The organism is Vibrio sp. 1402 (assembly GCF_033340275.1).
Genome location: NZ_JAWOWE010000003.1, coordinates 443004 through 465862, shown reverse-complemented (window position 1 = coordinate 465862; position 22859 = coordinate 443004). Strand labels below are relative to the sequence as shown.

15 protein-coding genes are annotated in these 22859 nt (G+C 45.8%); 12 read left to right on the top strand and 3 right to left on the bottom strand.

What is annotated here, in order from left to right; all coding sequences use genetic code 11:
- Positions 1–162 precede the first annotated feature (162 nt).
- On the bottom strand, positions 163–1908 hold the full coding sequence (locus R7044_RS08485; protein ID WP_005381828.1) for a GGDEF domain-containing protein: 1746 nt from the start codon (positions 1906–1908) through the stop codon (positions 163–165).
- A gap of 35 nt (positions 1909–1943) precedes the next feature.
- On the bottom strand, positions 1944–2903 hold the full coding sequence (locus tag R7044_RS08480; protein ID WP_005381829.1) for a TIGR01212 family radical SAM protein: 960 nt from the start codon (positions 2901–2903) through the stop codon (positions 1944–1946).
- 551 nt (positions 2904–3454) lie between these two features.
- On the opposite strand from R7044_RS08480, the gene gltB (R7044_RS08475) reads away from it, so the two are divergent.
- The 10 genes from gltB (R7044_RS08475) to R7044_RS08430 all read left to right on the top strand — a co-directional run bounded on the left by gltB (R7044_RS08475) (position 3455) and on the right by R7044_RS08430 (position 20557).
- Positions 3455–8005: a glutamate synthase large subunit gene (gene gltB / locus R7044_RS08475; RefSeq protein WP_205390715.1), complete on the top strand. Its 4551-nt coding sequence runs from the start codon at positions 3455–3457 to the stop codon at positions 8003–8005.
- Positions 8005–9474 carry a glutamate synthase subunit beta gene (locus R7044_RS08470; protein WP_104975856.1) on the top strand — a complete coding sequence of 490 codons (1470 nt, stop codon included), beginning with the start codon at positions 8005–8007 and terminating at the stop codon, positions 9472–9474. The genes gltB (R7044_RS08475) and R7044_RS08470 overlap by 1 nt, the downstream gene beginning before the upstream one ends.
- Positions 9475–9922: 448 nt before the next feature.
- On the top strand, positions 9923–14386 hold the full coding sequence (gltB, locus tag R7044_RS08465; protein ID WP_205390714.1) for a glutamate synthase large subunit: 4464 nt from the start codon (positions 9923–9925) through the stop codon (positions 14384–14386).
- A 20-nt stretch (positions 14387–14406) separates the two neighbouring features.
- Positions 14407–15819 carry an FAD-dependent oxidoreductase gene (locus R7044_RS08460; protein WP_005381833.1) on the top strand — a complete coding sequence of 471 codons (1413 nt, stop codon included), beginning with the start codon at positions 14407–14409 and terminating at the stop codon, positions 15817–15819.
- A gap of 91 nt (positions 15820–15910) precedes the next feature.
- A complete protein-coding gene (locus R7044_RS08455; protein WP_025768418.1) occupies positions 15911–16339 on the top strand; it encodes a DUF1499 domain-containing protein in 429 nt (142 codons plus the stop codon).
- Positions 16340–16402: 63 nt separating this feature from the next.
- Positions 16403–17098 (top strand): 5'-methylthioadenosine/S-adenosylhomocysteine nucleosidase, encoded by a 696-nt coding sequence (gene mtnN / locus R7044_RS08450; protein ID WP_005381837.1) that lies wholly within the window; start codon positions 16403–16405, stop codon positions 17096–17098.
- A gap of 11 nt (positions 17099–17109) precedes the next feature.
- The gene (locus tag R7044_RS08445) at positions 17110–18063 is read left to right on the top strand and encodes a cobalamin biosynthesis family protein (protein ID WP_005381839.1); all 954 of its coding nucleotides are present in this window, start codon (positions 17110–17112) and stop codon (positions 18061–18063) included.
- The gene (btuF, locus tag R7044_RS08440; protein ID WP_205390712.1) at positions 18063–18884 is read left to right on the top strand and encodes a vitamin B12 ABC transporter substrate-binding protein BtuF; all 822 of its coding nucleotides are present in this window, start codon (positions 18063–18065) and stop codon (positions 18882–18884) included. Before R7044_RS08445 ends, btuF begins: the two co-directional genes overlap by 1 nt.
- Positions 18885–18953: 69 nt before the next feature.
- The gene (locus tag R7044_RS08435) at positions 18954–19574 is read left to right on the top strand and encodes a TRIC cation channel family protein (protein ID WP_005387377.1); all 621 of its coding nucleotides are present in this window, start codon (positions 18954–18956) and stop codon (positions 19572–19574) included.
- Positions 19575–19702: 128 nt separating this feature from the next.
- Positions 19703–20557, top strand: coding sequence for a LysR family transcriptional regulator (locus R7044_RS08430; RefSeq protein WP_017821479.1), 855 nt, complete (start codon positions 19703–19705; stop codon positions 20555–20557).
- Here R7044_RS08430 and R7044_RS08425 read toward each other — a convergent pair.
- Positions 20499–21278, bottom strand: coding sequence for a TSUP family transporter (locus R7044_RS08425; RefSeq protein ID WP_005381847.1), 780 nt, complete (start codon positions 21276–21278; stop codon positions 20499–20501). The two genes, R7044_RS08430 and R7044_RS08425, sit on opposite strands and share 59 nt — an antisense overlap.
- A 249-nt stretch (positions 21279–21527) precedes the next feature.
- Between R7044_RS08425 and R7044_RS08420 the strand changes: the two genes are divergently transcribed.
- Positions 21528–22442, top strand: coding sequence for a hypothetical protein (locus R7044_RS08420; protein ID WP_025768414.1), 915 nt, complete (start codon positions 21528–21530; stop codon positions 22440–22442).
- Positions 22432–22851, top strand: a complete 420-nt coding sequence (locus R7044_RS08415) for a hypothetical protein (protein WP_155396149.1) — start codon at positions 22432–22434, stop codon at positions 22849–22851. The genes R7044_RS08420 and R7044_RS08415 overlap by 11 nt, the downstream gene beginning before the upstream one ends.
- Positions 22852–22859: the final 8 nt, after the last annotated feature.

The following is a 22859-nucleotide window of genomic DNA, read 5'->3' as shown; positions in this document are numbered from 1 at the left end:
TTTAGGTCTGTTTGATTAGTGAAAAACACACGGTGCGATCTGCGCTTGTGACACGAGATAGAAAGATAAACCAACGAGCGCACAGGCTTCTGTAAGTTTAACGTGTTTAATACGGTGATTTAAACAATCAGCTATCAACTTAGAGCAAGCGGTCACAAAGCGTTAGCAAGAACTGGGGTGAATACAGGTGCGATTACGTCCATCAGCTTTAGCTTGGTATAACGCACTGTCAGCCATAGCGATGCCCATTTCGGGTTCATCACCATGCTGAGGAATGTAAGAGACCAGACCGATACTGACGGTAAGGCGTTCAGATGCTTCTGAACTGTCGTGTTCCATATCAAGCTGTAGAATTTTCTCATGAATACGCTGTGCTACGTTGCGCGCACCTTCCGTGGTGGTATTCGGCAAGATAAAACCAAACTCCTCGCCACCATAACGCGCAACACAATCCGAAGAACGATTGATGACTTGTGTAAACACGGTAGCGACACTGACTAACGCTTCATCACCTTGTTGGTGACCGTAACAGTCGTTGTAATCTTTGAAAAAGTCGATGTCACATAACATGATGGTGAGCGGCAGCTTTTCTCGAGCGTGGTGGTACCACAATACCTGCAGTTGTTCGTCGAAACGGCGTCGGTTCGATACTTGAGTTAAGCTATCCATAAAGCTCAATTTTTCTAACTCTAGGTTGGCTTTTTCCAACTTTTGTTCTGCAAGATAACGCTCAGAAATATCACGCGCCATGATCAGCACACCATTCGTTCCTGATGCTTTATCTTTAAAAGGCGATTTCACCACATCAAACCACGTACTTTTACCATCACTACTCACGACTTTATCTATGTATCGAACTGGCTCTAACTGGCGTAATGCTTCTAAGTCACTGTCTGCTAAGCGCGCGTACATCTCTTTAGGAATCACGTCTTGGAGGCGCTTACCTATCAAATCAGAAATTTTTGAAATGCCTAACGCCTTAACAAAAGGCTGATTACACGCTTGATAGACCATGTTCTCATTGAAAATACCAATAGAGTCCGGACTGGCATCCAGAATCGTTTGTAAGATAGTATCTCTTTGCGCTAGCGCCACCTCTGTATCTTTGCGACGCTCCATTTCATCTCGCAGATTCTGTTGCATCTTGTGCCATTCAGTCACGTCATGACTAATAGACAGCGTACCGATAAGCTCACCACTCGGCGAAACAAGAGAGTTTTGATTGACTTCCAATAAGCAACTTCGACCTTGTGGATCCGTTGTCCATTTACGTTCGCTTTTTCTGGTCATCTCACCCAAGGCCTTGGATGCGCAAGCTTCTTCCCTTCGCCCTTGCCAGAATTGATCAAATGCTCGATTGGTCGTTAATAGATTGCCTTGGCGGTCTTGGGTACAAATCAGCTCTGAAAGTGAGTCTAATGCCGAACGTGCGATGATTAATTGGGCAAGTTCTTGTTGCTGCTCTTGGTGAGTGGCTTGATATGGCTGAGCATAAAGAATCCAAACTCGATGATTGCGCAATAAACTCTTTCTGCCTGACAGCTCCACTTTAATAGATTCACTATCAGATAGTCGCCAGTCAAAAGCCTGCTGACGAAAATGACGACTAGAGAAGCGATCGAGAAACTGCTCAAGCTCATGAATATCGAATAAAGCAGGATACAAATACCCCGTTCCCAAAGAGCGAATGCCTAACAACTGCATCGCAGCCTGGTTAGATAGCAAGAGCTGAGCATGGCTAGTGTCCACCACTATGACTGGATAGGGAGAATCCGTTACTAGTTGCTTAAGTGATGTCTGAAAGTGCAAATAGATCAGTGCTAACGCGCACACGCCTGCGATTAACAACAAGACGACATAGCCATAACCGCCTTGACCACCCCAAAGCCAATTGAGTAACTGATCCATCGTTTAAACCTTCAAAGAACACTGGTTAAAATATATCAGTTATTTATTGAGCGATCTGCTATTAATTCCGGTTTAGTATAGATAAAGGCATTCCCCGTAAGGCTCCCTTGAGCACCATGAGCACTGAGATCTCGACCAATTTCCGTCATCGCTAGCCAACGGTTTTCACACCACAGAGGCGATAATAACGTGGGCCTCCTGGCTGCTGATGAAACGCGATGATAAATCACATCTGGTGGTGTCATACGAATCATTTCACTGGCGATCGCAACATATTCTTCTAATTCAGGGGCTTCTAGCTTTCCAGCACGCCAAGCTTTCGCCATGGTGCTACCTTCGACAATATGCAAGCCATGTAACTTGATGCCATCCGTTCCCACGGCCAACACTTTTTGCAGCGTTTCAATATTTTCGGCGCGGGTTTCTTTGGGTAAACCCACAATTAAGTGAGTACAAACCTTGATTCCGAGTGTTCGAGCACGCTTAGTGATTTCGGCATAACACTCAAAGTCATGACCACGATTGATACGTTTGAGGGTGTCGTTGTTGGCGGTTTGAAGACCTAGTTCTAGCCAAATTTCATAACCTTGCTGTACATAGCCCGACAGTAAATCCAATACCGCATCAGGGACGCAATCAGGACGCGTCCCCACACAAAGACCAACCATGTCTGCAGCCTTTAGTGCTTCCTCATACATGTTTTTGAGAACTTGTACTTCTGCATAGGTACTGGTGTAGGCCTGAAAATAAGCGAGATACTTCTTCGCTCTGTGAATTTCACCTGCGCGATCTTTTAACTGTTCGTGAATGCTTTTTATCTGGACTTCTTCATCTGCAAACGAAGCCACATTGCAAAATGTACATCCTCCCCGCCCAATCGTGCCATCGCGGTTAGGGCAACTAAATCCACCGTGCAATGTTAACTTATGAACCTTTTCACCGTATCGACGCTGAAGATCTTGGCCGATTGTATTGACCAACTCATGTAACTGCATAAATTCTCACCAACAATAAATCGTAATCAATCTCACTACGATCTATGTAAATAAATTACATCCCTGCAAGAAAAAACACACAATATTAATCAATTCAAACACCCATCATGCAGGTCAAAATCAATAAACTTGCATAATTAAAGACAAAAATCGTTCATGTTGCGTAAATGTTAAACTAAAAATGCATAATTAAACGAAAAAATTGGGTCACAACGCCGACTTTTTCATTGCATTCTGAAGTGACAAAATTGTAGGATACTTACACAACCCCGTTATTTTTGTGACTTTTATTACAAAGCACACTGCGGGATTTGTCGGTGTTATCCCACTCCTACCTATATAAATCACTAGATAGTGATAATAAATAAAGGGATACCACCAAGGATTGTTTTTCTCGCAAAACTTTTCCTGCGAGATACGGAAAGGAATCAAGACCGGTCAACCTAGATCGGTGGCGATAATAAATATAAAGGACAAGACGTAATCAATAGTCTAGGTAGTATTTGCTGCCCGGTACTTTTGCGTCGACATTGAACTGGAAGGATGTATCTATGGTAGATAGAGAGCAAAATCCACAGGGTCTGTACACTCCGGAACTGGAGCATGACGCTTGTGGTATCGGTTTTGTTGCTCACCTTAAAAACCGTAAATCTCATGAAGTAGTGACTCAAGCATTGGATATGCTGGCTCGCATGGAACACCGTGGTGGTCAAGGTTGTGACCCATGCAGCGGTGACGGTGCGGGTATCTTGCTACAAAAACCTCATGAATTCCTATTAGAAGAAGCCGTTAAGCTAGGCATTAAACTGCCTTCGTTTGAAAAGTATGGTGTTGGTGTCGTTCTTTTCCCGAAAGACGAATACAAACGCGAACAATGCCGTGACATTCTAGAACGCAACGCACAGCGTCTAGACCTTGAAGTTATCGGCTACCGCGTATTACCAACCGACAACTCCATGATTGGTGCCGACCCTCTAAGCACAGAGCCTCAATTTGAGCACGTGTTTATCTCCGGCGGCCCTGGCATCACGCCTGAAGAGCTAGAGCGCAAACTGTACGTACTTCGTAACTATACTGTACGTGTTTGCCTAGAAAGCGTTTCGAACATTGGTGACGACTTCTACATTAACTCCATGTCTTACAAGACATTGGTATACAAAGGTCAGTTAACGACCGAGCAAGTACCTCAGTACTTCCTTGATCTACAAAACCCGACCATGGTGACTGCACTGGCGCTGGTACACTCTCGTTTCTCTACCAATACCTTCCCGAAATGGCGTCTTGCACAGCCTTTCCGTTACATTGCCCACAACGGTGAAATCAATACAGTTCGCGGTAACTTGAACTGGATGAAAGCCCGTGAAGCAATCCTAGAATCAGACCTGTTTACTCAGGCTGAAATCGACATGCTTCTTCCAATCTGTCAGGAAGGCAGCTCGGATTCATCTAACTTCGATATGGCACTTGAGCTCCTAGTTCTTTCTGGTCGCAGCCTGCCACACGCATTGATGATGATGATCCCGGAAGCATGGCAAGAAAACAAAAACATGGATCCTAAACGTCGCGCGTTCTATCAGTACCACGCGAACATCATGGAACCATGGGATGGTCCTGCTTCAGTATGTTTTACTGATGGTGTTCAAGTTGGTGCGACACTAGACCGTAACGGTTTGCGCCCTTCTCGCTACACAGTGACCAAAGATAACTTCCTAGTGATGGCATCTGAATCTGGTGTTGTGGATATTGAACCAGAGAACGTAGAGTTCCGTGGTCGTCTACAACCGGGTCGTATCTTCGTTGCAGACCTAGAACAAGGTCGAATCATCTCTGATGAAGAAGTGAAAGACACCATCGCAACGGCACAGCCTTACGAGAAGTGGGTAGAAGAAAACCTACTGAGCTTGAAGAAGCTGCCAGATGCGAGCAACCAGTTCAGCCAACCTAAGCCAGAACACCTTCTACACCGCCAACAAGCGTTTGGCGTAAGCACTGAAGAAGTGAACGAAATCATCGTTCCAATGGCGAATGATGCGAAAGAGCCATTATCAGCAATGGGTGCCGACTGGCCTCTTGCGGTTCTATCTCATCAGTCTCAACATCTTTCAAACTACTTCAAGCAGCTGTTCGCACAGGTAACTAACCCACCGATCGACCCGATCCGTGAGCGTATGGTTATGTCGCTGAACACTTACTTGGGTAAAGACCAAAACCTTCTGACTGAAACACCACTTCACTGTCAGAAAGTAGAATTGGAATCGCCTGTTCTAGCCAACTCTGAGCTTGAAAAACTGCGTGCGATCGATAACGAGCACCTACAAGCGAAAACGTTGGATATCGTATTCCAAGCTAGTGAAGATCAAGGCAAACTTGAGCGTGCATTAAAACGTATCTGCCAATACGCAGAAGACGCGGTTATCGATGGTTATTCAATCATCCTACTCACTGACCGCGCAGTGAATTCAAACCACGCGGCGATCCCAGCAATGCTGGCTGTTGGCGCAGTGCACCACCACTTGATCCGTAAAGGTCTACGTGCGAAGTGTGACATCGTGGTTGAAACTGGTGACGCGCGTGAAACGCACCACTTTGCAACGCTACTTGGTTACGGTGCGAATGCGGTTAACCCTTACCTAGTGATTGAAACCATCATTGAACTTCAACGTACGAAGAAGTTGGATCCAGAAGCGAACCCGCGCGATCTGTTCAACAACTACCGTAAAGCGATTAATGGCGGTCTTCTGAAGATCTTCTCGAAGATGGGTATCTCGACGCTACAGTCGTACCATGGCGCACAAATCTTCGAAGCCTTGGGCATCCACAAATCCGTGGTAGACAAATACTTCACTGGTACGGTTTCTCGTATCCAAGGTCTCACCCTTGATGATATCGCCAAAGAAGTGCTGATCCGTCACCGCATCGGTTACCCACAACGCGAAATCCCAATTCAAATGCTGGATGTTGGTGGTGTTTACCAATGGAAACAGCGTGGTGAAAAGCACCTATTCAACCCAGAGACTATTTCTCTACTGCAAGAGTCTACGCGCAACAAGAACTACGATCAGTTCAAGCAATACGCGACAGCCGTAGATAAACAAGGTGACAACGCGGTAACTCTGCGTAGCCAGCTAGAATTCATTAAGAATCCAGCCGGTTCTATCTCTATCGACGAAGTCGAGCCAATTGACAGCATCGTGAAACGCTTCGCGACGGGTGCTATGTCATTCGGTTCTATTTCTTACGAAGCACACTCCACACTGGCTGTTGCGATGAACCGTCTTGGCGCGAAATCGAACTCTGGTGAAGGTGGTGAAGACCCAATGCGTTTCGAGCGCAAAGAGAACGGCGATTGGGAACGCTCTGCAATCAAGCAGGTGGCTTCAGGTCGTTTCGGCGTAACCTCTTACTACCTAACTAACGCTGAAGAGCTGCAAATCAAAATGGCTCAAGGTGCGAAGCCAGGTGAAGGTGGTCAGCTACCAGGCGATAAAGTAGATGACTGGATCGGTGCAACGCGTCACTCGACTCCGGGCGTTGGCCTTATCTCTCCACCACCACACCACGATATCTACTCAATCGAAGATTTGGCTCAGCTTATCTACGACTTGAAGAACGCGAACCGCGCAGGCCGTGTAAACGTGAAGCTGGTATCAGAAGCAGGCGTAGGTACGATCGCTTCTGGTGTAGCGAAAGCGAAAGCGGACGTTGTACTAATCGCAGGTTTCGACGGCGGCACAGGTGCATCACCAATGTCTTCAATCCGCCATACCGGTCTTCCTTGGGAACTTGGCTTGGCAGAAACGCACCAAACGCTACTGAAGAACGGTCTACGTAACCGTATCGTGGTTCAAGCAGATGGTCAGATGAAGACACCTCGCGACCTTGCAGTGGCAACACTACTTGGTGCAGAAGAATGGGGCGTAGCAACCGCAGCATTAGTGGTTGAAGGTTGTATCATGATGCGTAAGTGTCATAAGAACACTTGTCCTGTTGGTATCGCGACTCAGAACAAGACGCTTCGCGAGCGCTTTGATGGCCGCGTAGAAGACGTCGTTACCTTCTTCCAATACATGGCACAAGGTCTACGTGAAATCATGGCTGAGCTTGGCTTCCGCACTATCGATGAAATGGTCGGTCAAGGTCAGAAACTGAAGATCCGCCAAGACATTTCTCACTGGAAATACAAGAACCTAGATCTGTCTCCTGTTCTCCACGTTGAGCAACCACGTGAAGCTGATGGTGTATTCAACCAAGCTCAACAGAACCACAACCTAGAAGAAGTGCTAGACCGTAAGCTGATTCAAGCAGCGATTCCTGCACTAGAGAAAGGCGAAGCGGTGAATGCCGAGTTCCCTATCGTCAACACGGACCGCTCTGCAGGTACCATGTTGTCGAACGAAATCTCGAAAGTGTACAAAGATGCAGGTCTACCTCAGCCAATGAACGTGAAGTTCAAAGGTTCTGCAGGTCAGTCATTCGGCGCATTCCTAGCTAAGGGCGTGAAGTTCGAAGTGGAAGGCGACGCGAACGACTACTGGGGTAAAGGCTTATCCGGCGGTACTTTAGTACTTTATCCAGATGCGAAATCAAGCATTGTCGCGGAAGACAACATCGTGGTTGGTAACGTGTGCTTCTACGGTGCAACTTCGGGTGAGTCTTTCATTCGTGGTATGGCTGGTGAACGTTTCTGTGTTCGTAACTCAGGCGCGAAAGTAGTAGTAGAAGGCGTCGGTGACCACGGTTGTGAATACATGACTGGCGGTGCAGCCATCATCCTTGGGTCAACAGGTCGTAACTTTGCCGCAGGTATGAGTGGTGGCGTGGCTTACATATGGGATAAATCAGGTGACTTTGAGTCAAAACTGAACCCAGAGTTAGTAGACCTAGATCCAATCGAGCAAGAAGACAGAGATCTATTACTCGACATGCTAACTAAGCATGTTCAATTCACAGGAAGTGAAGTCGCTCAGTCTTTCCTAGACAACTTTGAAGCAAGCCTAGCCTCTATGGTTAAGGTAATGCCGCGTGACTACAAAGCGGTTCTTCAAAAGCGTAAAGCTGAAGCACAGTCTCAAGGAAACGAAACTCAAGTGGAGGCCGTATAATGGGTAAGCCTACTGGATTTTTAGAGCATGGTCGTGAACTACCACAGAAGATCGACCCAGCTGAACGCATCAAGAACAACAAAGAGTTCGTTCTGAACGAGGAGTTTGGTGACAAGATCAATACTCAGGCTTCTCGTTGTATGGATTGTGGTGTGCCGTTTTGTCATAACGGCTGCCCTATCGGTAACATCATCCCAGAGTTTAACGATGCGGTTTATCGTGATAGCTGGGAAGAAGCTTGGAACATTCTAAGCTCAACCAATAACTTCCCAGAGTTCACTGGTCGTGTTTGCCCTGCTCCGTGTGAAAGTGCTTGTGTACTTGGCATCAACCAAGATCCAATCACTATCTGTAATATCGAGAAAACCATCGTAGAAACGGCGTATCGTGAAGGGTACGCCAAACCAAAAACACCACGCTCTCGCACTGGCAAAACCGTTGCGATCATTGGTTCAGGTCCTGCTGGCCTTGCGGCAGCAGAGCAGCTAAACAGCGCTGGTCATACTGTGACGGTATTCGAGCGAGACGAGAAAGTGGGCGGTCTGCTACGTTTTGGTATCCCAGACTTTAAACTGAGCATGGAAGTCATTGATCGCAAGATCAATCTAATGGCAGAAGCTGGCATTGAGTTTAAAGTAAACCAACACGTCGGTGTTGATGTAAATGCTCAACAATTGCGTCAAGAGTTCGATGTGGTTCTACTAACCGGTGGCTCAACGGTTCCACGTGATTTGCCCGTTCCGGGTCGTGAACTAAAAGGCGTTCACTTCGCGATGGAATTCCTAGGTCAAAATAACCGCCGTGCCAACGACATGGATCTTAAGGGTGAAGAACTTCACGCCGCGGGTAAACACGTTGTCGTTATCGGTGGTGGTGATACGGGTTCTGACTGTGTAGGTACATCAAACCGCCACGGTGCAGCAAGCATCACTCAGGTTGAAATCATGCCGATTCCACCAGAGAAACGTCCTGCCAATATGCCATGGCCACAGTACCCGATGATCCTACGTACTTCGACGTCTCATGAAGAAGGCGTTGATCGTCACTGGAATATCCTAACCAAAGAGTTCATCGGCAATGACAAAGGTGAAGTTACCGGTCTTCGTTTAGCTGATATCGTTTGGCAAGATGCGAAACCAGGCGAGCGTCCAAGCTTCAAAGAAGTAGAAGGCAGCGAGCGTGTGATTCCATGTGATATGGCATTTCTAGCGATGGGATTCCTACACCCTGAACCAACAGGCGTACTTGCTCAACTGGATATCGCACTAGACGATCGCGGTAACGTAGCAACTCAAGATTTTGCTACTAACCAAGAAGGCGTATTTGCTGCTGGTGATATGCGAACAGGCCAATCTTTGGTGGTTCGTTGTATCAATGAAGGCCGCGAATGTGCCCGTGCTATCGATGATTACCTAATGGGTGGCACAAACCTAGAAGCAAAAGCAGATTCACTGATGCTTTCTGCTTAACGAAGCAGTCATGCTTCTCTCTTTCAATTGCCTAATAGCCATCAGCAATATCGATGGCTATCGGTGAAGAAAGAAAACAATTCCTTCCAATCTTTCTATTTTGACCAGCATTTTATGCTGGTCTTTTTTATCTCCCACAGAATCAAATGTTACTTTTTTGTAACAATCAATTTTCTATCTATTTGAAATTATTAAACTATTTTAGCTTATTAAATGGTAAATCGTATATTCACGTGATGATCCACTAATAACTTGACCTTTTTTACAATAAGCTATAGCTTGTGAAGTTGATGAAAATAAAACACTCAAAAAATGTTAAATATTTCACAACTTTTACTGAATAATTATACATAAAGCTATAAAGATGACGCATAGTTAGTCATCGATATCAACGTAAGCAGTGTTGATATATCTGTCGGGATGACGGATAAGCAAAGGGAGAATTGCAATGGCTCTTTATGATCCAAGTCTTGAGAAAGACAACTGTGGATTTGGCTTGATCGCGCATATGGAAGGCGAACAAAGCCACAAGCTGGTACGTACAGCAATTTCTGCACTTGACCGCATGACTCACCGTGGTGGTATCGCCGCCGATGGTAAAACTGGTGATGGTTGTGGTCTTCTATTACAAAAGCCCGATTCCTATTTACGTCTTATTGCCGAAGAAAATGGTTTCAACCTTGGCAAGCAATACGCCGTAGGGATGATTTTCTTCAACCAAGATCCAGTCAAAGCTCAACTCGCTAAAGACATCGTCAACAAAGAACTGGCGCAAGAGACGCTAACTGTGGCTGGTTGGCGTGAAGTACCAACTAATTCAGAAGTACTCGGTCCAATTGCGGCCAACTCGCTTCCAAATATTCAGCAAGTCTTTGTCTCTGCACCGGCAGGTTGGCGCGAACGCGACATTGAACGTCGTCTCTACATCGCACGCCGTCGCATCGAGAAACAAATCACCGAAGATCCGGATTTCTACATCTGTAGCTTATCGACTCAAGTTTTGGTGTACAAAGGCCTATGCATGCCTGCGGACTTACCGCGCTTTTATCTTGATCTTGCCGATCTACGTATGGAATCTGCTATCTGTCTGTTCCACCAGCGTTTTTCTACCAACACTCAACCGCGTTGGCCATTAGCTCAACCGTTCCGCTACCTTGCTCATAATGGTGAGATCAATACCATTGAAGGTAACCGACAATGGGCACGCGCTCGTGCTTACAAGTTCTCGTCACCACTGCTGCCTGACCTACAAACTGCAGCACCGTTTGTGAACGAGACAGGCTCAGACTCGTCTAGCCTAGATAATATGCTAGATCTCTTTTTAGCTGGCGGCATGGATATCTTCCGTGCCATGCGTATGCTTGTGCCGCCAGCATGGCAAAACCACCCTGACATGGATCCGGATTTGCGTGCGTTTTACGATTTCAACTCCAAACACATGGAACCATGGGATGGCCCAGCAGGTATCGTACTGTCCGATGGTCGTTATGCTGCTTGTAACCTAGACCGAAACGGTCTACGTCCTGCGCGTTATGTAATTACCAAAGACAAGTTGATCACTCTGGCGTCTGAGGTAGGGATTTGGAATTACGCCCCAGATGAAGTTGCCAAAAAAGGTCGTGTAGGTCCGGGGGAATTGCTCGTCATCGACACTCGTAAAGGTAAGCTTTGGCAATCTAGCGAGATCGATAATGACCTGAAATCTCGTCACCCTTATCGCGAATGGATGGAGAACAACGTTCGCAAACTAACACCGTTCTCTCAGCTGCCTGAAGATCAAGTAGGTGAGCGCAGCTTTGATGAAGACTTGCTTAAGACTTATCAAAAGCAGTTTGCTATGAGCAATGAAGAAGTCGATCAAGTATTGCGTGTCCTCGGTGATATGGGGCAAGAAGCCGTCGGTTCGATGGGTGATGACACCCCGATGGCGGTTCTTTCTTCGAAAGAGCGCTTGGTGACTGATTACTTCCGTCAGAAGTTCGCGCAGGTCACCAACCCACCAATCGATCCACTGCGTGAGAAACACGTCATGTCGCTGGCGACCAGCATCGGTCAGGAAATGAATGTCTTCTGTGAAACCGATGGCCACGCGCATCGTGTAACCTTTGATTCTCCAGTACTGCTCTATTCTGACATGCAGCAACTACTAGAGCTGAGTGACGATCATTACCGTAATACCATTCTCGATATCAACTACGACCCACAACAAAAAGATCTTAAACAAGCCATTAATGATCTGTGTGAGCAAGCAGAGCAAGTCGTTCGTGAAGGCACGGTTTTAGTGGTTCTTTCGGACAGAGCCTTGGTCAAAGGTAAGTTACCAATTCCGGCAGCAATGGCAGTCGGCGCCGTTCAAACTCGTCTGATTGACGCGAACTTACGTTGCGATGCCAACATTGTTGTCGAAACCGCAACAGCCCGTGATCCACACCAATTTGCCGTCTTACTTGGTTTTGGTGCCACTGCGGTTTACCCATACCTTGCTTATGAAGCGTTAGGTAAACTGATTGATGATAAAGCACTAGAGAAAGACTACCGCGATGTGATGCAAAACTACCAATACGGCATCAACAAAGGCCTGTACAAGATCATGTCGAAAATGGGGATCTCAACCATCGCCTCTTACCGCTGCTCACAACTGTTTGAAGCAGTTGGCTTGAGCCAAAATGTGGTCGATCTGTGTTTTAAAGGCGTCACAACTCGAATTGAAGGCGCGAATTTTGACGACTTCCAGCAAGATCTTACAAACTTATCTCGTAAAGCATGGGCGAAACGCAAATCGATTGATCATGGCGGCTTGTTAAAGTACGTCCATGGAGGTGAGTATCATGCTTACAACCCGGATGTCGTCGGCACGCTGCAACAGGCCGTTAAATCTGGCGAAAGTAACGACTATCAGAGCTTTGCTAAGCAGGTAAACCAACGCCCTGTTGCCATGCTGCGTGACTTAATGTCGCTGAAAAAATCAGACTCACCGCTGCCACTTGAGCAAATAGAACCACGCACTGAACTGTTCAAACGCTTTGACTCAGCGGCAATGTCCATTGGCGCACTTAGCCCAGAAGCGCATGAAGCACTTGCAACGGCGATGAACCGTCTTGGTGGTTACTCTAACTCGGGTGAAGGCGGTGAAGATCCTCGCCGTTTCGGTACTGAGCGTAACTCACGTATCAAACAGATTGCTTCTGGCCGATTTGGTGTAACGCCGCATTACCTGACTAATGCGGATGTACTGCAAATCAAGGTGGCACAAGGTGCGAAACCGGGTGAAGGTGGACAGCTACCAGGACACAAAGTCACCGCAGAAATCGCAAAACTGCGTTATTCGGTACAAGGCGTGACTCTGATCTCCCCTCCTCCGCACCACGATATCTATTCGATTGAAGATTTGGCCCAGCTGATCTTCGACCTTAAACAAGTCAACCCGAATGCGCTGGTTTCGGTAAAACTCGTCTCCGAGCCAGGTGTCGGCACCATCGCAACGGGTGTAGCCAAGGCTTACGCTGATCTTATTACCATTTCGGGTTACGACGGTGGTACCGCAGCAAGCCCATTAACTTCGGTAAAATACGCTGGTAGCCCTTGGGAGTTGGGGTTGGCAGAGACACAACAAGCTCTGGTTGCTAATGGTCTGCGTCATAAGATCCGCTTACAGGTAGACGGTGGTCTAAAGACTGGTTTAGACGTAGTTAAAGCCGCAATTTTAGGTGCAGAAAGCTTCGGTTTTGGTACTGCGCCAATGGTCGCTATGGGTTGTAAGTTCCTACGAATTTGTCACCTCAACAACTGTGCAACTGGGGTTGCGACTCAAGACGAGACACTGCGTAAAGAATACTTCAAAGGTCTACCAGAAATGGTGATGAATTACTTCATCGGCTTGGCAGACGAAGTGCGCGGATTACTCGCCGAACTTGGCGTTGAAAAGCTGACGGACTTGATTGGTCGTACCGATTTACTTGAGGCGGTAGAGGGATTTACAGCGAAACAGACCAAGCTGGATCTATCCAATATTCTAGAAGCTCCAGTATCACCTGAGGGTCATCCGCTATTTTGGACAGAGCCAAACAAACCGTTTGATAAAGCTGAGCTCAACCAAAAGATCATTGATGATGCCATGCATGCGGTCGAAAACGGTCAATCGGCAAGTTTCTTCTACAATGTCATCAACACTGATCGTTCTGTTGGTGCACGCTTATCTGGCGAAATAGCAAAACGCTATGGCAACCAAGGGTTGGCGGCTTCCCCTATCAAAATCTATCTTGACGGCACCGCAGGCCAGTCCTTTGGTGTTTGGAACGCAGGTGGTGTAGAGCTTTACCTCACGGGCGATGCGAACGACTACGTGGGCAAAGGCATGGCGGGTGGTAAAGTGGTTATCAAACCTCACCTTGGCACTGCATTTAAGTGTAATGAAGCAACCATCATTGGTAACACCTGTCTGTACGGCGCGACCGGCGGTAAACTATTTGCAGCCGGTAAAGCAGGTGAGCGTTTCGGCGTACGAAACTCAGGTACGATAGCCGTCATTGAAGGTGCTGGCGATAACGCTTGTGAGTACATGACTGGCGGTATTGTTGCCATTCTTGGTGCGACAGGTGTGAACTTTGGCGCGGGTATGACTGGAGGCTTTGCCTATGTTCTGGATGAGAACCAAAGCTTTGAAGGTCGAGTTAATACTGAGTCTGTCGAAGCCATCTCATTGTCCGATCTTTACATCCACCAAGAACATTTGCGTGGCCTAATTGCGGAACACCTTGAAGAAACAGGGTCGAGTCATGCTGAAAATATTTTGGCGAACTTTGATGAATGGATTCCAAAGTTCTATTTGGTGAAACCACAAGCGGCAGATCTTCGCACGCTACTTGGTCACCAGAGCCGCAGTGCCGCAGAGCTGCGTGTTCAAGCACAGTAATCATGGAGGATGTTTGAATCATGAGCCAGAACGTTTATCAATTTATCGATGTGCAGCGTGTAGATCCTGCGAAAAAGCCTATCAAAGTTCGTAAGATCGAGTTCGTTGAAATCTATGAACCGTTCACTAAACAACAGGCGACTGCACAAGCGGATCGCTGCTTAGATTGTGGCAACCCATATTGTGAATGGAAATGCCCAGTCCACAACTACATCCCTCAATGGTTAAAACTTGCCAATGAAGGTCGTATTCTTGAAGCGGTTGAACTATCGCATCAAACCAACAGCCTACCGGAAGTATGTGGGCGCGTTTGTCCTCAAGACCGCCTATGTGAAGGTTCATGCACGCTTAATGATGACTTTGGTGCCGTCACCATCGGTAACATAGAAAAGTACATTACCGACAAAGCGTTTGAAATGGGCTGGAAGCCAGATATGTCCAAGGTGGAGTGGACCGATAAAAAGGTCGCAATCATTGGAGCAGGCCCAGCTGGCTTGGCTGCCGCGGATATCCTAGTGCGCAATGGCGTTAAGCCAGTCGTGTTTGACCGCTACCCTGAAATTGGAGGCCTTCTGACCTTCGGTATTCCTTCCTTCAAGCTTGAAAAAGGCGTGATGGAAAACCGCCGCCGTGTGTTCACTGAAATGGGCGTCGAGTTCCGCATGAACATGGAAGTAGGCAAAGATGTCCAAATGCAAGAACTGCTTGATGAATACGATGCTGTTTTCTTGGGCGTTGGCACCTATAAATACATGCGTGCAGGTCTAGATAATGAAGATGCGCCGGGTGTGTATGACGCGCTGCCATTTTTAGTTTCGAACACCTACAAAGTCATGGATCTTGAGAGTAACCAACCCTTTATCGATATGGCAGGAAAGAAAGTCGTCGTACTGGGTGGTGGTGATACAGCAATGGACTGCGTTCGTACCTCAATTCGCCAAGGTGCCTCCAATGTAGTTTGTGCTTATCGTCGTGATGAGGCCAACATGCCGGGCTCTCGTCGCGAGGTAAAAAACGCAAAGGAAGAAGGCGTGAAGTTCATGTTCAACCTTCAGCCTTTGGGAGTTGAAGTGGATGCGTCAGGCAAAGTCTCGGGGGTCAAAGTGGTGAAAACCGCACTTGGTGAACCTGATGAAGCGGGTCGCCGACGCCCAGAGCCCGTTGAAGGCAGCGAGCACGTTCTACCAGCAGACGTTGTTATCATGGCGTTTGGTTTCCAGCCGCACAAAATGGACTGGTTAGCACCGTTTGATGTCGATTTGGATCAATGGGGTCGTATCAAAGCCCCTGCGAAGCAAGAGTTCCAATTCCAGACCAGCAATGAAAAGATCTTCGCGGGCGGCGATGCGGTACGAGGTTCTGATCTTGTCGTAACCGCAATTGATGAAGGACGAAAAGCGGCAGAAGGCATTCTCGATTACCTCGAAGTTTAATCTCAGCTAACCTCACAAAAAGGGTCCTGTTATTGGATCCTTTTTCTTTTGTATCCATATAATTAGAAACAAAATTATAAGAGTAAATATAATGAAAAAAGCCGCTCTCCTTTCCATTACTTTGCTCGGCTTAACCGCTTGTAGCCAAGGAGTCACAACCATGACGGATCGTTCTCAATCACCTTGTGGTGACAAACCAAACTGCGTCTCCACCCAAGACACGCGAGAAAAATACAACCTAACGCCATTTATCTTAGTTGATTCAGCGAACATCGACGCTATTGAGCAAGTTGCGCTTGAACTGCCAGGCGCGAAAACCGCGGTGAAAGAAAGCAACTACCTTCGTATCGAGTGCACATCTAAAATCATGCGCTTCGTGGATGACCTCGAACTAAAAATAGCAGGAGACCAACTGATTGTGCGCTCGGAATCTCGTGTGGGCTACTCTGACTTTGGCGTAAACAGAAAGCGCGCCGATCAATTACGAGAAAAGCTCACTCAAGCTAAGCTCATCAAATAGAAAACTGCCAACGGGGAGTGCTATACTCTCGGCCAACTAAAATATTTACCTAAAGAGAGTGTTATGAAAGTTGGTATCATCGGTGCGATGGAACAAGAAGTGACCATCCTGAAGCAAGCAATTACAAACTGCAAAACTGTAAATAAAGCAGGTTGTACGTTTTTCTCTGGTCAAATTAACGATGTCGAAGTCGTCGTACTACAATCGGGCATCGGTAAAGTTGCAGCGGCAGTGGGCACGACAATCCTTCTTGATGAATACCAACCAGACGTTGTGATTAACACAGGCTCTGCTGGCGGTTTCGATTCAAGCTTAAACCTTGGCGATGTAGTTATCTCTACAGAAGTTCGTCATCACGATGCAGACGTAACCGCTTTTGGTTATGAAATTGGCCAAATGGCCGGTCAACCAGCTGCATTCAAAGCGGATGACAAGCTAATGGACTTAGCAGAAAAAGCCCTAGCACAAATGGAAAACACTCATGCGGTTCGCGGCCTAATTTGTACTGGCGATGCGTTTGTTTGTACTGCTGAGCGTCAAGAGTTTATTCGTAAACACTTTCCGTCTGTTATCGCTGTAGAAATGGAAGCATCTGCTATCGCTCAAACTTGTCACCAATTCAACACACCGTTTGTTGTTGTGCGTGCAATCTCTGATGTCGCTGATAAAGAATCACCAATGAGCTTTGATGAGTTCCTGCCTCTAGCAGCAAAAAGCTCTTCCGAAATGGTATTCAAAATGCTGGAACTCATTAAGTAAACGACTCATTCATGGAAGAAGTTTTTCAGTCATTTTATGCCAACGGTGCGCTCCTCATTATGTGGGGTGCACTGATCTTGCACCTTTTAGTGCCAATCCCCCATTCAGCGCACCCCATCACTTTATGGCGAAAGCTAGCAGAGCAGCTAGCTAACAAAGTGAACAATAATCACAATTACTCACAGAGTGTAATCTCAGGCAGTCTTGCACTAGGCTTGATGCTGTTTCCTTGCTTGATATTACTGATTGCAGTAAAGCCATTTGTTTGGCAAATCCCTTTATATGAACTGGTTCTATTGATCATTGCGCTAGACTGGCGCAACAGCGAAACGTTAACGAAACAGCTCGTCACAAGTATCTCTTCGGAAGACAAAGCTCAGTGTCGAGCATTACTGAGACCATATCTTAATCGCGATACTGGTAGCCTCTCGATCGTTGGCATAGGTAAAGCTGGCTCAGAAACCCTGATTATGGGATACAGCCGCAACGTGATCGGCGTGCTATTTTGGTACGCACTAACAGGTGGTATTGGTGCGTTAATGTATCGACTCACAACAGAATTAGCGCGAGTGTGGTCCCCTAGCCGACGCCAATATTTGCCCTTTGGTAAACCTGTGATTCAACTGGTTGCTACTCTGGATATTATTCCACTTCGTCTCTTTGCCATACTTTTAGCTGCCGGAAAGAATACAAGTAATGTGCTCTCTGGAATACAACAGCAAGCGAAGTCTTGGCCCTTACCAGGACCTAGCTGGGTGTTATGTACTATCGGACACAAACTACAACTGTCTTTATGCGGCCCTGCTATCTATCAAGGTGTGCGTGCAGAGCGCGCAAAAATCGGTGGGCGCATTGCGCCATCGGCTATTCACCTTTCACAAATACATACGCTGCTCGTTTGGCGCGTCCTGGCTTGGATCGCAATCCAAAGTTTGCTTTTAGGAATAATTTATCAAGGATTATGATGAATAAATTATGCTTCGCATTAACGCTGTTTGTTTCGACAGCGACCTTCGCTCAACCCGCTCAACGCATTATAAGTTTAGCTCCACATGCCACCGAAATTGCCTTTGCAGCAGGGCTAGGAGAGCAGCTTGTTGCTGTCAGCGAAATGAGCGATTATCCAGAACAGGCAAAGCAGCTAGAAAGAGTCTCAAATTATCAAGGAATTAAATTAGAGCGCATTATTGCTCTTCAGCCGGACTTAGTGATTGCTTGGCCAGCCGGAAACCCCGCTAAAGAGTTGGAGAAAATTAAACAGTTCGGTATTCCTATCTATTACTCCACTACAGGTTCATTAGAAGATATCGCCAATAATATCGAGCAACTCAGCCAATACAGCGAAACTCCACAAATAGGAAAAAAAGCCGCTGAAGATTTTAGAACGCAGCTGAGTACACTAAAAGAACAGTACAACTCGAACGAGAAAGTTAGTTACTTTTATCAGTTGAGTGAAAAGCCTATCATCACTGTCGCCGGAAAGAACTGGCCAAGTGAAGTCTTTACTTTTTGCGGTGGTGAGAACATTTTCGCCGCATCTAGCGCGCCTTATCCTCAAGTTAGCATCGAGCAAGTCATTACTCGCCAGCCAGAGGTTATTTTTACTTCTCGTCACGCAATGAGTAACGATGGTATGTGGGCTGAGTGGAGTAATGAGCTTCTTGCTCTTAAAAACAAACACATCTGGTCCCTAAACTCTGATTGGATTAACCGTCCGACACCACGCACATTGAACGCGATCAAGGAAGTGTGTGAGCACTTTAAAAGCGTTCGTCAAAAACGCTAACGATTTCGTGGCAAATACCGTACAATTTCCGCCCATTTTTTCTCACACTATTTAAAGGTACTAAGTAACATGGACTCCATGCTGCTTTATATGATCGATTTGTTCGGTACCGCTGTTTTCGCTATCTCTGGCGTATTACTGGCGGGCCGTTTAAAAATGGATCCATTCGGCGTTATCGTGCTCGGCAGTGTGACTGCTATAGGTGGCGGAACAATCCGAGACATGGCGCTTGGTGCCACTCCCGTATTTTGGATAACAGATACGACTTACTTATGGGTGATATTTGTTACGTGTCTACTAACCATGCTTGTTATTCGAAGACCCAAGCGACTCTCATGGTGGGTATTACCCGTTTGTGATGCCATCGGTCTCGCTGTGTTTGTGGGAATAGGAGTAGAAAAGGCACTCGCCTACAATGCATCTGGGATGGTCGCGGTGATAATGGGGGTTATTACTGGCTGTGGCGGTGGCATTATACGAGACGTGCTGGCTCGCGAAGTTCCTATGGTATTAAGAAGTGAAGTCTATGCTACGGCATGTATTATTGGCGGCATCTTCCATACGATGGCGGTAAACATGGGTTATGACCACTCAACGGCTTTACTCGCTGGTGTAATCTCAACGCTCATTATACGTCTCGGTGCGATTCGTTGGCATCTATCCCTGCCAACTTTCGCCATTAACCGTTAAACACCAACAACATCACTCACCATGGAGTCGACCAAGTGTCGGCTCCTCTCATTTATGCTCATTTGATTCGCCAATTCTTGGGCAATTCGCTAAATTATCTCAACCATTCCTAACTTTCATTAATCATTATGTTGCTTGAAGGTATTGAAACGTTACTTGTCCTCAGTAAAGAAAAAACCATGAGCCGCACAGGCAGTCAACTCTATATTAGTCAATCTGCCGTGAGTAAACGTATTTCAAATCTAGAGAAGAAGTTAGGAAAAAAATTGATAGAGCCGAATGGTCGGCACATAAAGCTGACCTCCGATGGCCTTGCCCTCATCAACACGATCGAGCCAACGTTCAATGAGTTAAGAGGTCAGATCTATGATCAACAACAAATAGAAGATACTTCTTTGATCAAGATAGACTGCTCTGAAACCTTAGTCGCTGGATACCTCAGCATGATCATGGCAGAACACTTTGCCCATGATCAGTACATACGAATATCGACCAATCATACGCCACGCATTATTGAGAATGTGAAATCAGGCAAAGCAACATTGGGATTTTGCGCTGGCTATCTACCACCTCATCATGGATTAATGAGCCTTCACCTCGCCGATGAACCTTTCTCAATTGTCAGTCGACATTCACTTTCACAACTACCTAAAGCTATTTTGACCAATGACCTAACTAACCCTGCCAACACATATCAACAAGCTATTTTATCCAAACACGGAATCGAACCTTTGATGGAAATGGATTCGTATACTGCGGCAGCACAACTGGCTTTGGGAGGTATGGCTCCCGCTTTAATCCCTAAATCTATCCTAACGACACTTAATATCACATCTAAGTTCTGCTATGACTTTGAAGAGCTAGATCAGTTAGTTCGACCAATACATATCTGCTTACGTCACAGCACATATCGTAGCGAACGAGTTAAAGCACTGACAGAATCCATTGCTGATGTTGTTGCCAAAGAAGTTTCGTTGCCATAAGCATCGACATCACTATAACTAGAGGACGAATCCATTTTTGTCCTTTACTTACCACGACCTTCGCTCCTAACTGAGCACCAAGAAAACCGCCAACAGCCATGGTTAAGCCAAGCTTCCACACGGGCAACCCAGCGAAGATAAAAAAGAGTAGTGCCGCAATGTTTGACGTGAAATTGAGAATTTTGGTTCTAGCAGTGGCTTCGACCAAAGAAAAGTGACCTAGTGCAACAAAACAAACAGTAAAAATAGATCCAGTCCCAGGGCCAAAAAAGCCATCATAGAAACCGATCCCGCCACCAATGCATAGCGCAAACATCGCTTCAGATAACTTTGGTTCTCCATCGATTTTTCGCGTACTTGGCGCGAGTAAAAAATAGAGGGAAATGGCTATCAAAAGAACAGGGATCAAACTGGTGAGTACGCTAGCATCAATAAACTGCACAGCCTCGGCACCGATTGCAGCGCCTATAAAAGTGCAGAGTATCGCAAAACGCATTTCCTTTAAGCTAACAATACCGTTACGCACGAAATACCAGCTAGCAGAGAAACTGCCAAACGAACTTTGTAACTTATTGGTCGCTAGAGCTTGAGTCGGACTCAACCCCGCAGCCAAAAGCGCAGGGAGCGTAATGAGCCCTCCCCCACCAGCCATCGCATCAATAAAGCCTGCGGCAGTCGCAACCAAAAATAAGGCCAACAAAATTTCAACCGTGATTTCCACTACACTTCCTTTTTGAAGAGGTATCAAAGAGGAAGAAACGGTAGCACTTATTCACAAAACTACCAATGGAAAGTCAAGACACCAATCTATTCCTAATTTTCATCAGTTAATAAATCTAGAGAATGATACATTAAAAATATCAATTACATCCAAATATAGAGCCTCACCTCAAGAGCCTCTTAATATTTTGATAGAAAAAGAAAATGCTGTCTTAATAGGAAATATTTAATCTGATAAAAAACGAAAATAATGGAAGCCTTACTGACTCGACCATCAATAAAAGAACAGCAATTACGCTTAAAAATCGAACAGATAGTGAATATTAATCAGCTATTCAGCGTTATTGACGCTAAACCAGAGACTAGCGGTGCGGGTGTAATTTATATTGATAACAAATTCACCGTTGTACGCTTAAGAGACTTTAAATCCACATGCCATATCAATCCTACCTTTATCATTCTACGAGAACCGATAAAATTACAATCATCTCAAGAATTTGCAAAAAAAATAAAACAGGAAGAGTCAAAATCAAGATTCAATCAAGAGCTTCTATCAGCGAGCATTAGCTGTATTGGTGCAGCGATTGGCTGGATTGGGGTAGTTGGTTCGGGGCTAACAATACCAGTAAGTGGTCCTGTGGGCGTAACTATGTCCTATATCTCACACGCCGCTACTGTTGCTGCCACAGCTCAATGTGCTATTGGAGTAGCAAGAACCCGTATGGTATCTAAATCACCAGACAAATTATCGGATATAGACAGTAATGAGTGGTATCAAAATACAACTAAAGCTTTAGATTACATCTCCTTAGCTGGAGCGGGCGCTAGTGGATATCAAACGATAAAAATGGTTCAATCTCTTAAGCAAACCACTAAGAAAGGCGTTCCCGAGATTCTAAAAGGCTTAAACAGACAAGAAAGAACAAGATTAACTAAAGAAATCATCCGTAAAAACCTTCCGAGCATTTCGAATAAAGCTCGTAAACAGCTAATGTTGTCAGGAGAAATTCCTAAGAGGTATTCACAAGCAACAATATCCGCATCCATTTCTCATCAGCTTCTAGATGCAATTGGAGGCTCAATTAGCATAGTAGGAAGCGGTTATTCGGGAGAGTTAAGAAATCTTGCTATTGGAATCTATGAGGAATTGAAAGTTGAATACTAAATCAATTAGCATAGCAAACATCTCACTAAGTATATGTTTATACTTGGCATTGACTATTGGTCTGGCTATTAGCTTAAGCATTTGGAATGACTGGTTTTCTTTCACTCAACACATTGCTCTAGATACTTACCTCCTTACATTGGGAGCTATTACGGTTGTTGTTGTATGCATTCCAAACATTCTGACAATAAGCAAAGGATTAAGTGTTGCTGCAAAAATAAACTTACTTACTATCTCTTTTATCATTCTCACTTGCAGCATTAATTTTGTTGTAGCAAATGGTAGTACTATTTCTTCATCTTTGGGTACATTGCTTGCCATCATTAGCTTAATGATCTTCAAAAGCGAAGCATACCAATCGTTCCTAGCACACTTTAATGCTCTTCATTTTAGAAAAACCTCGATATAAAAAAGCCC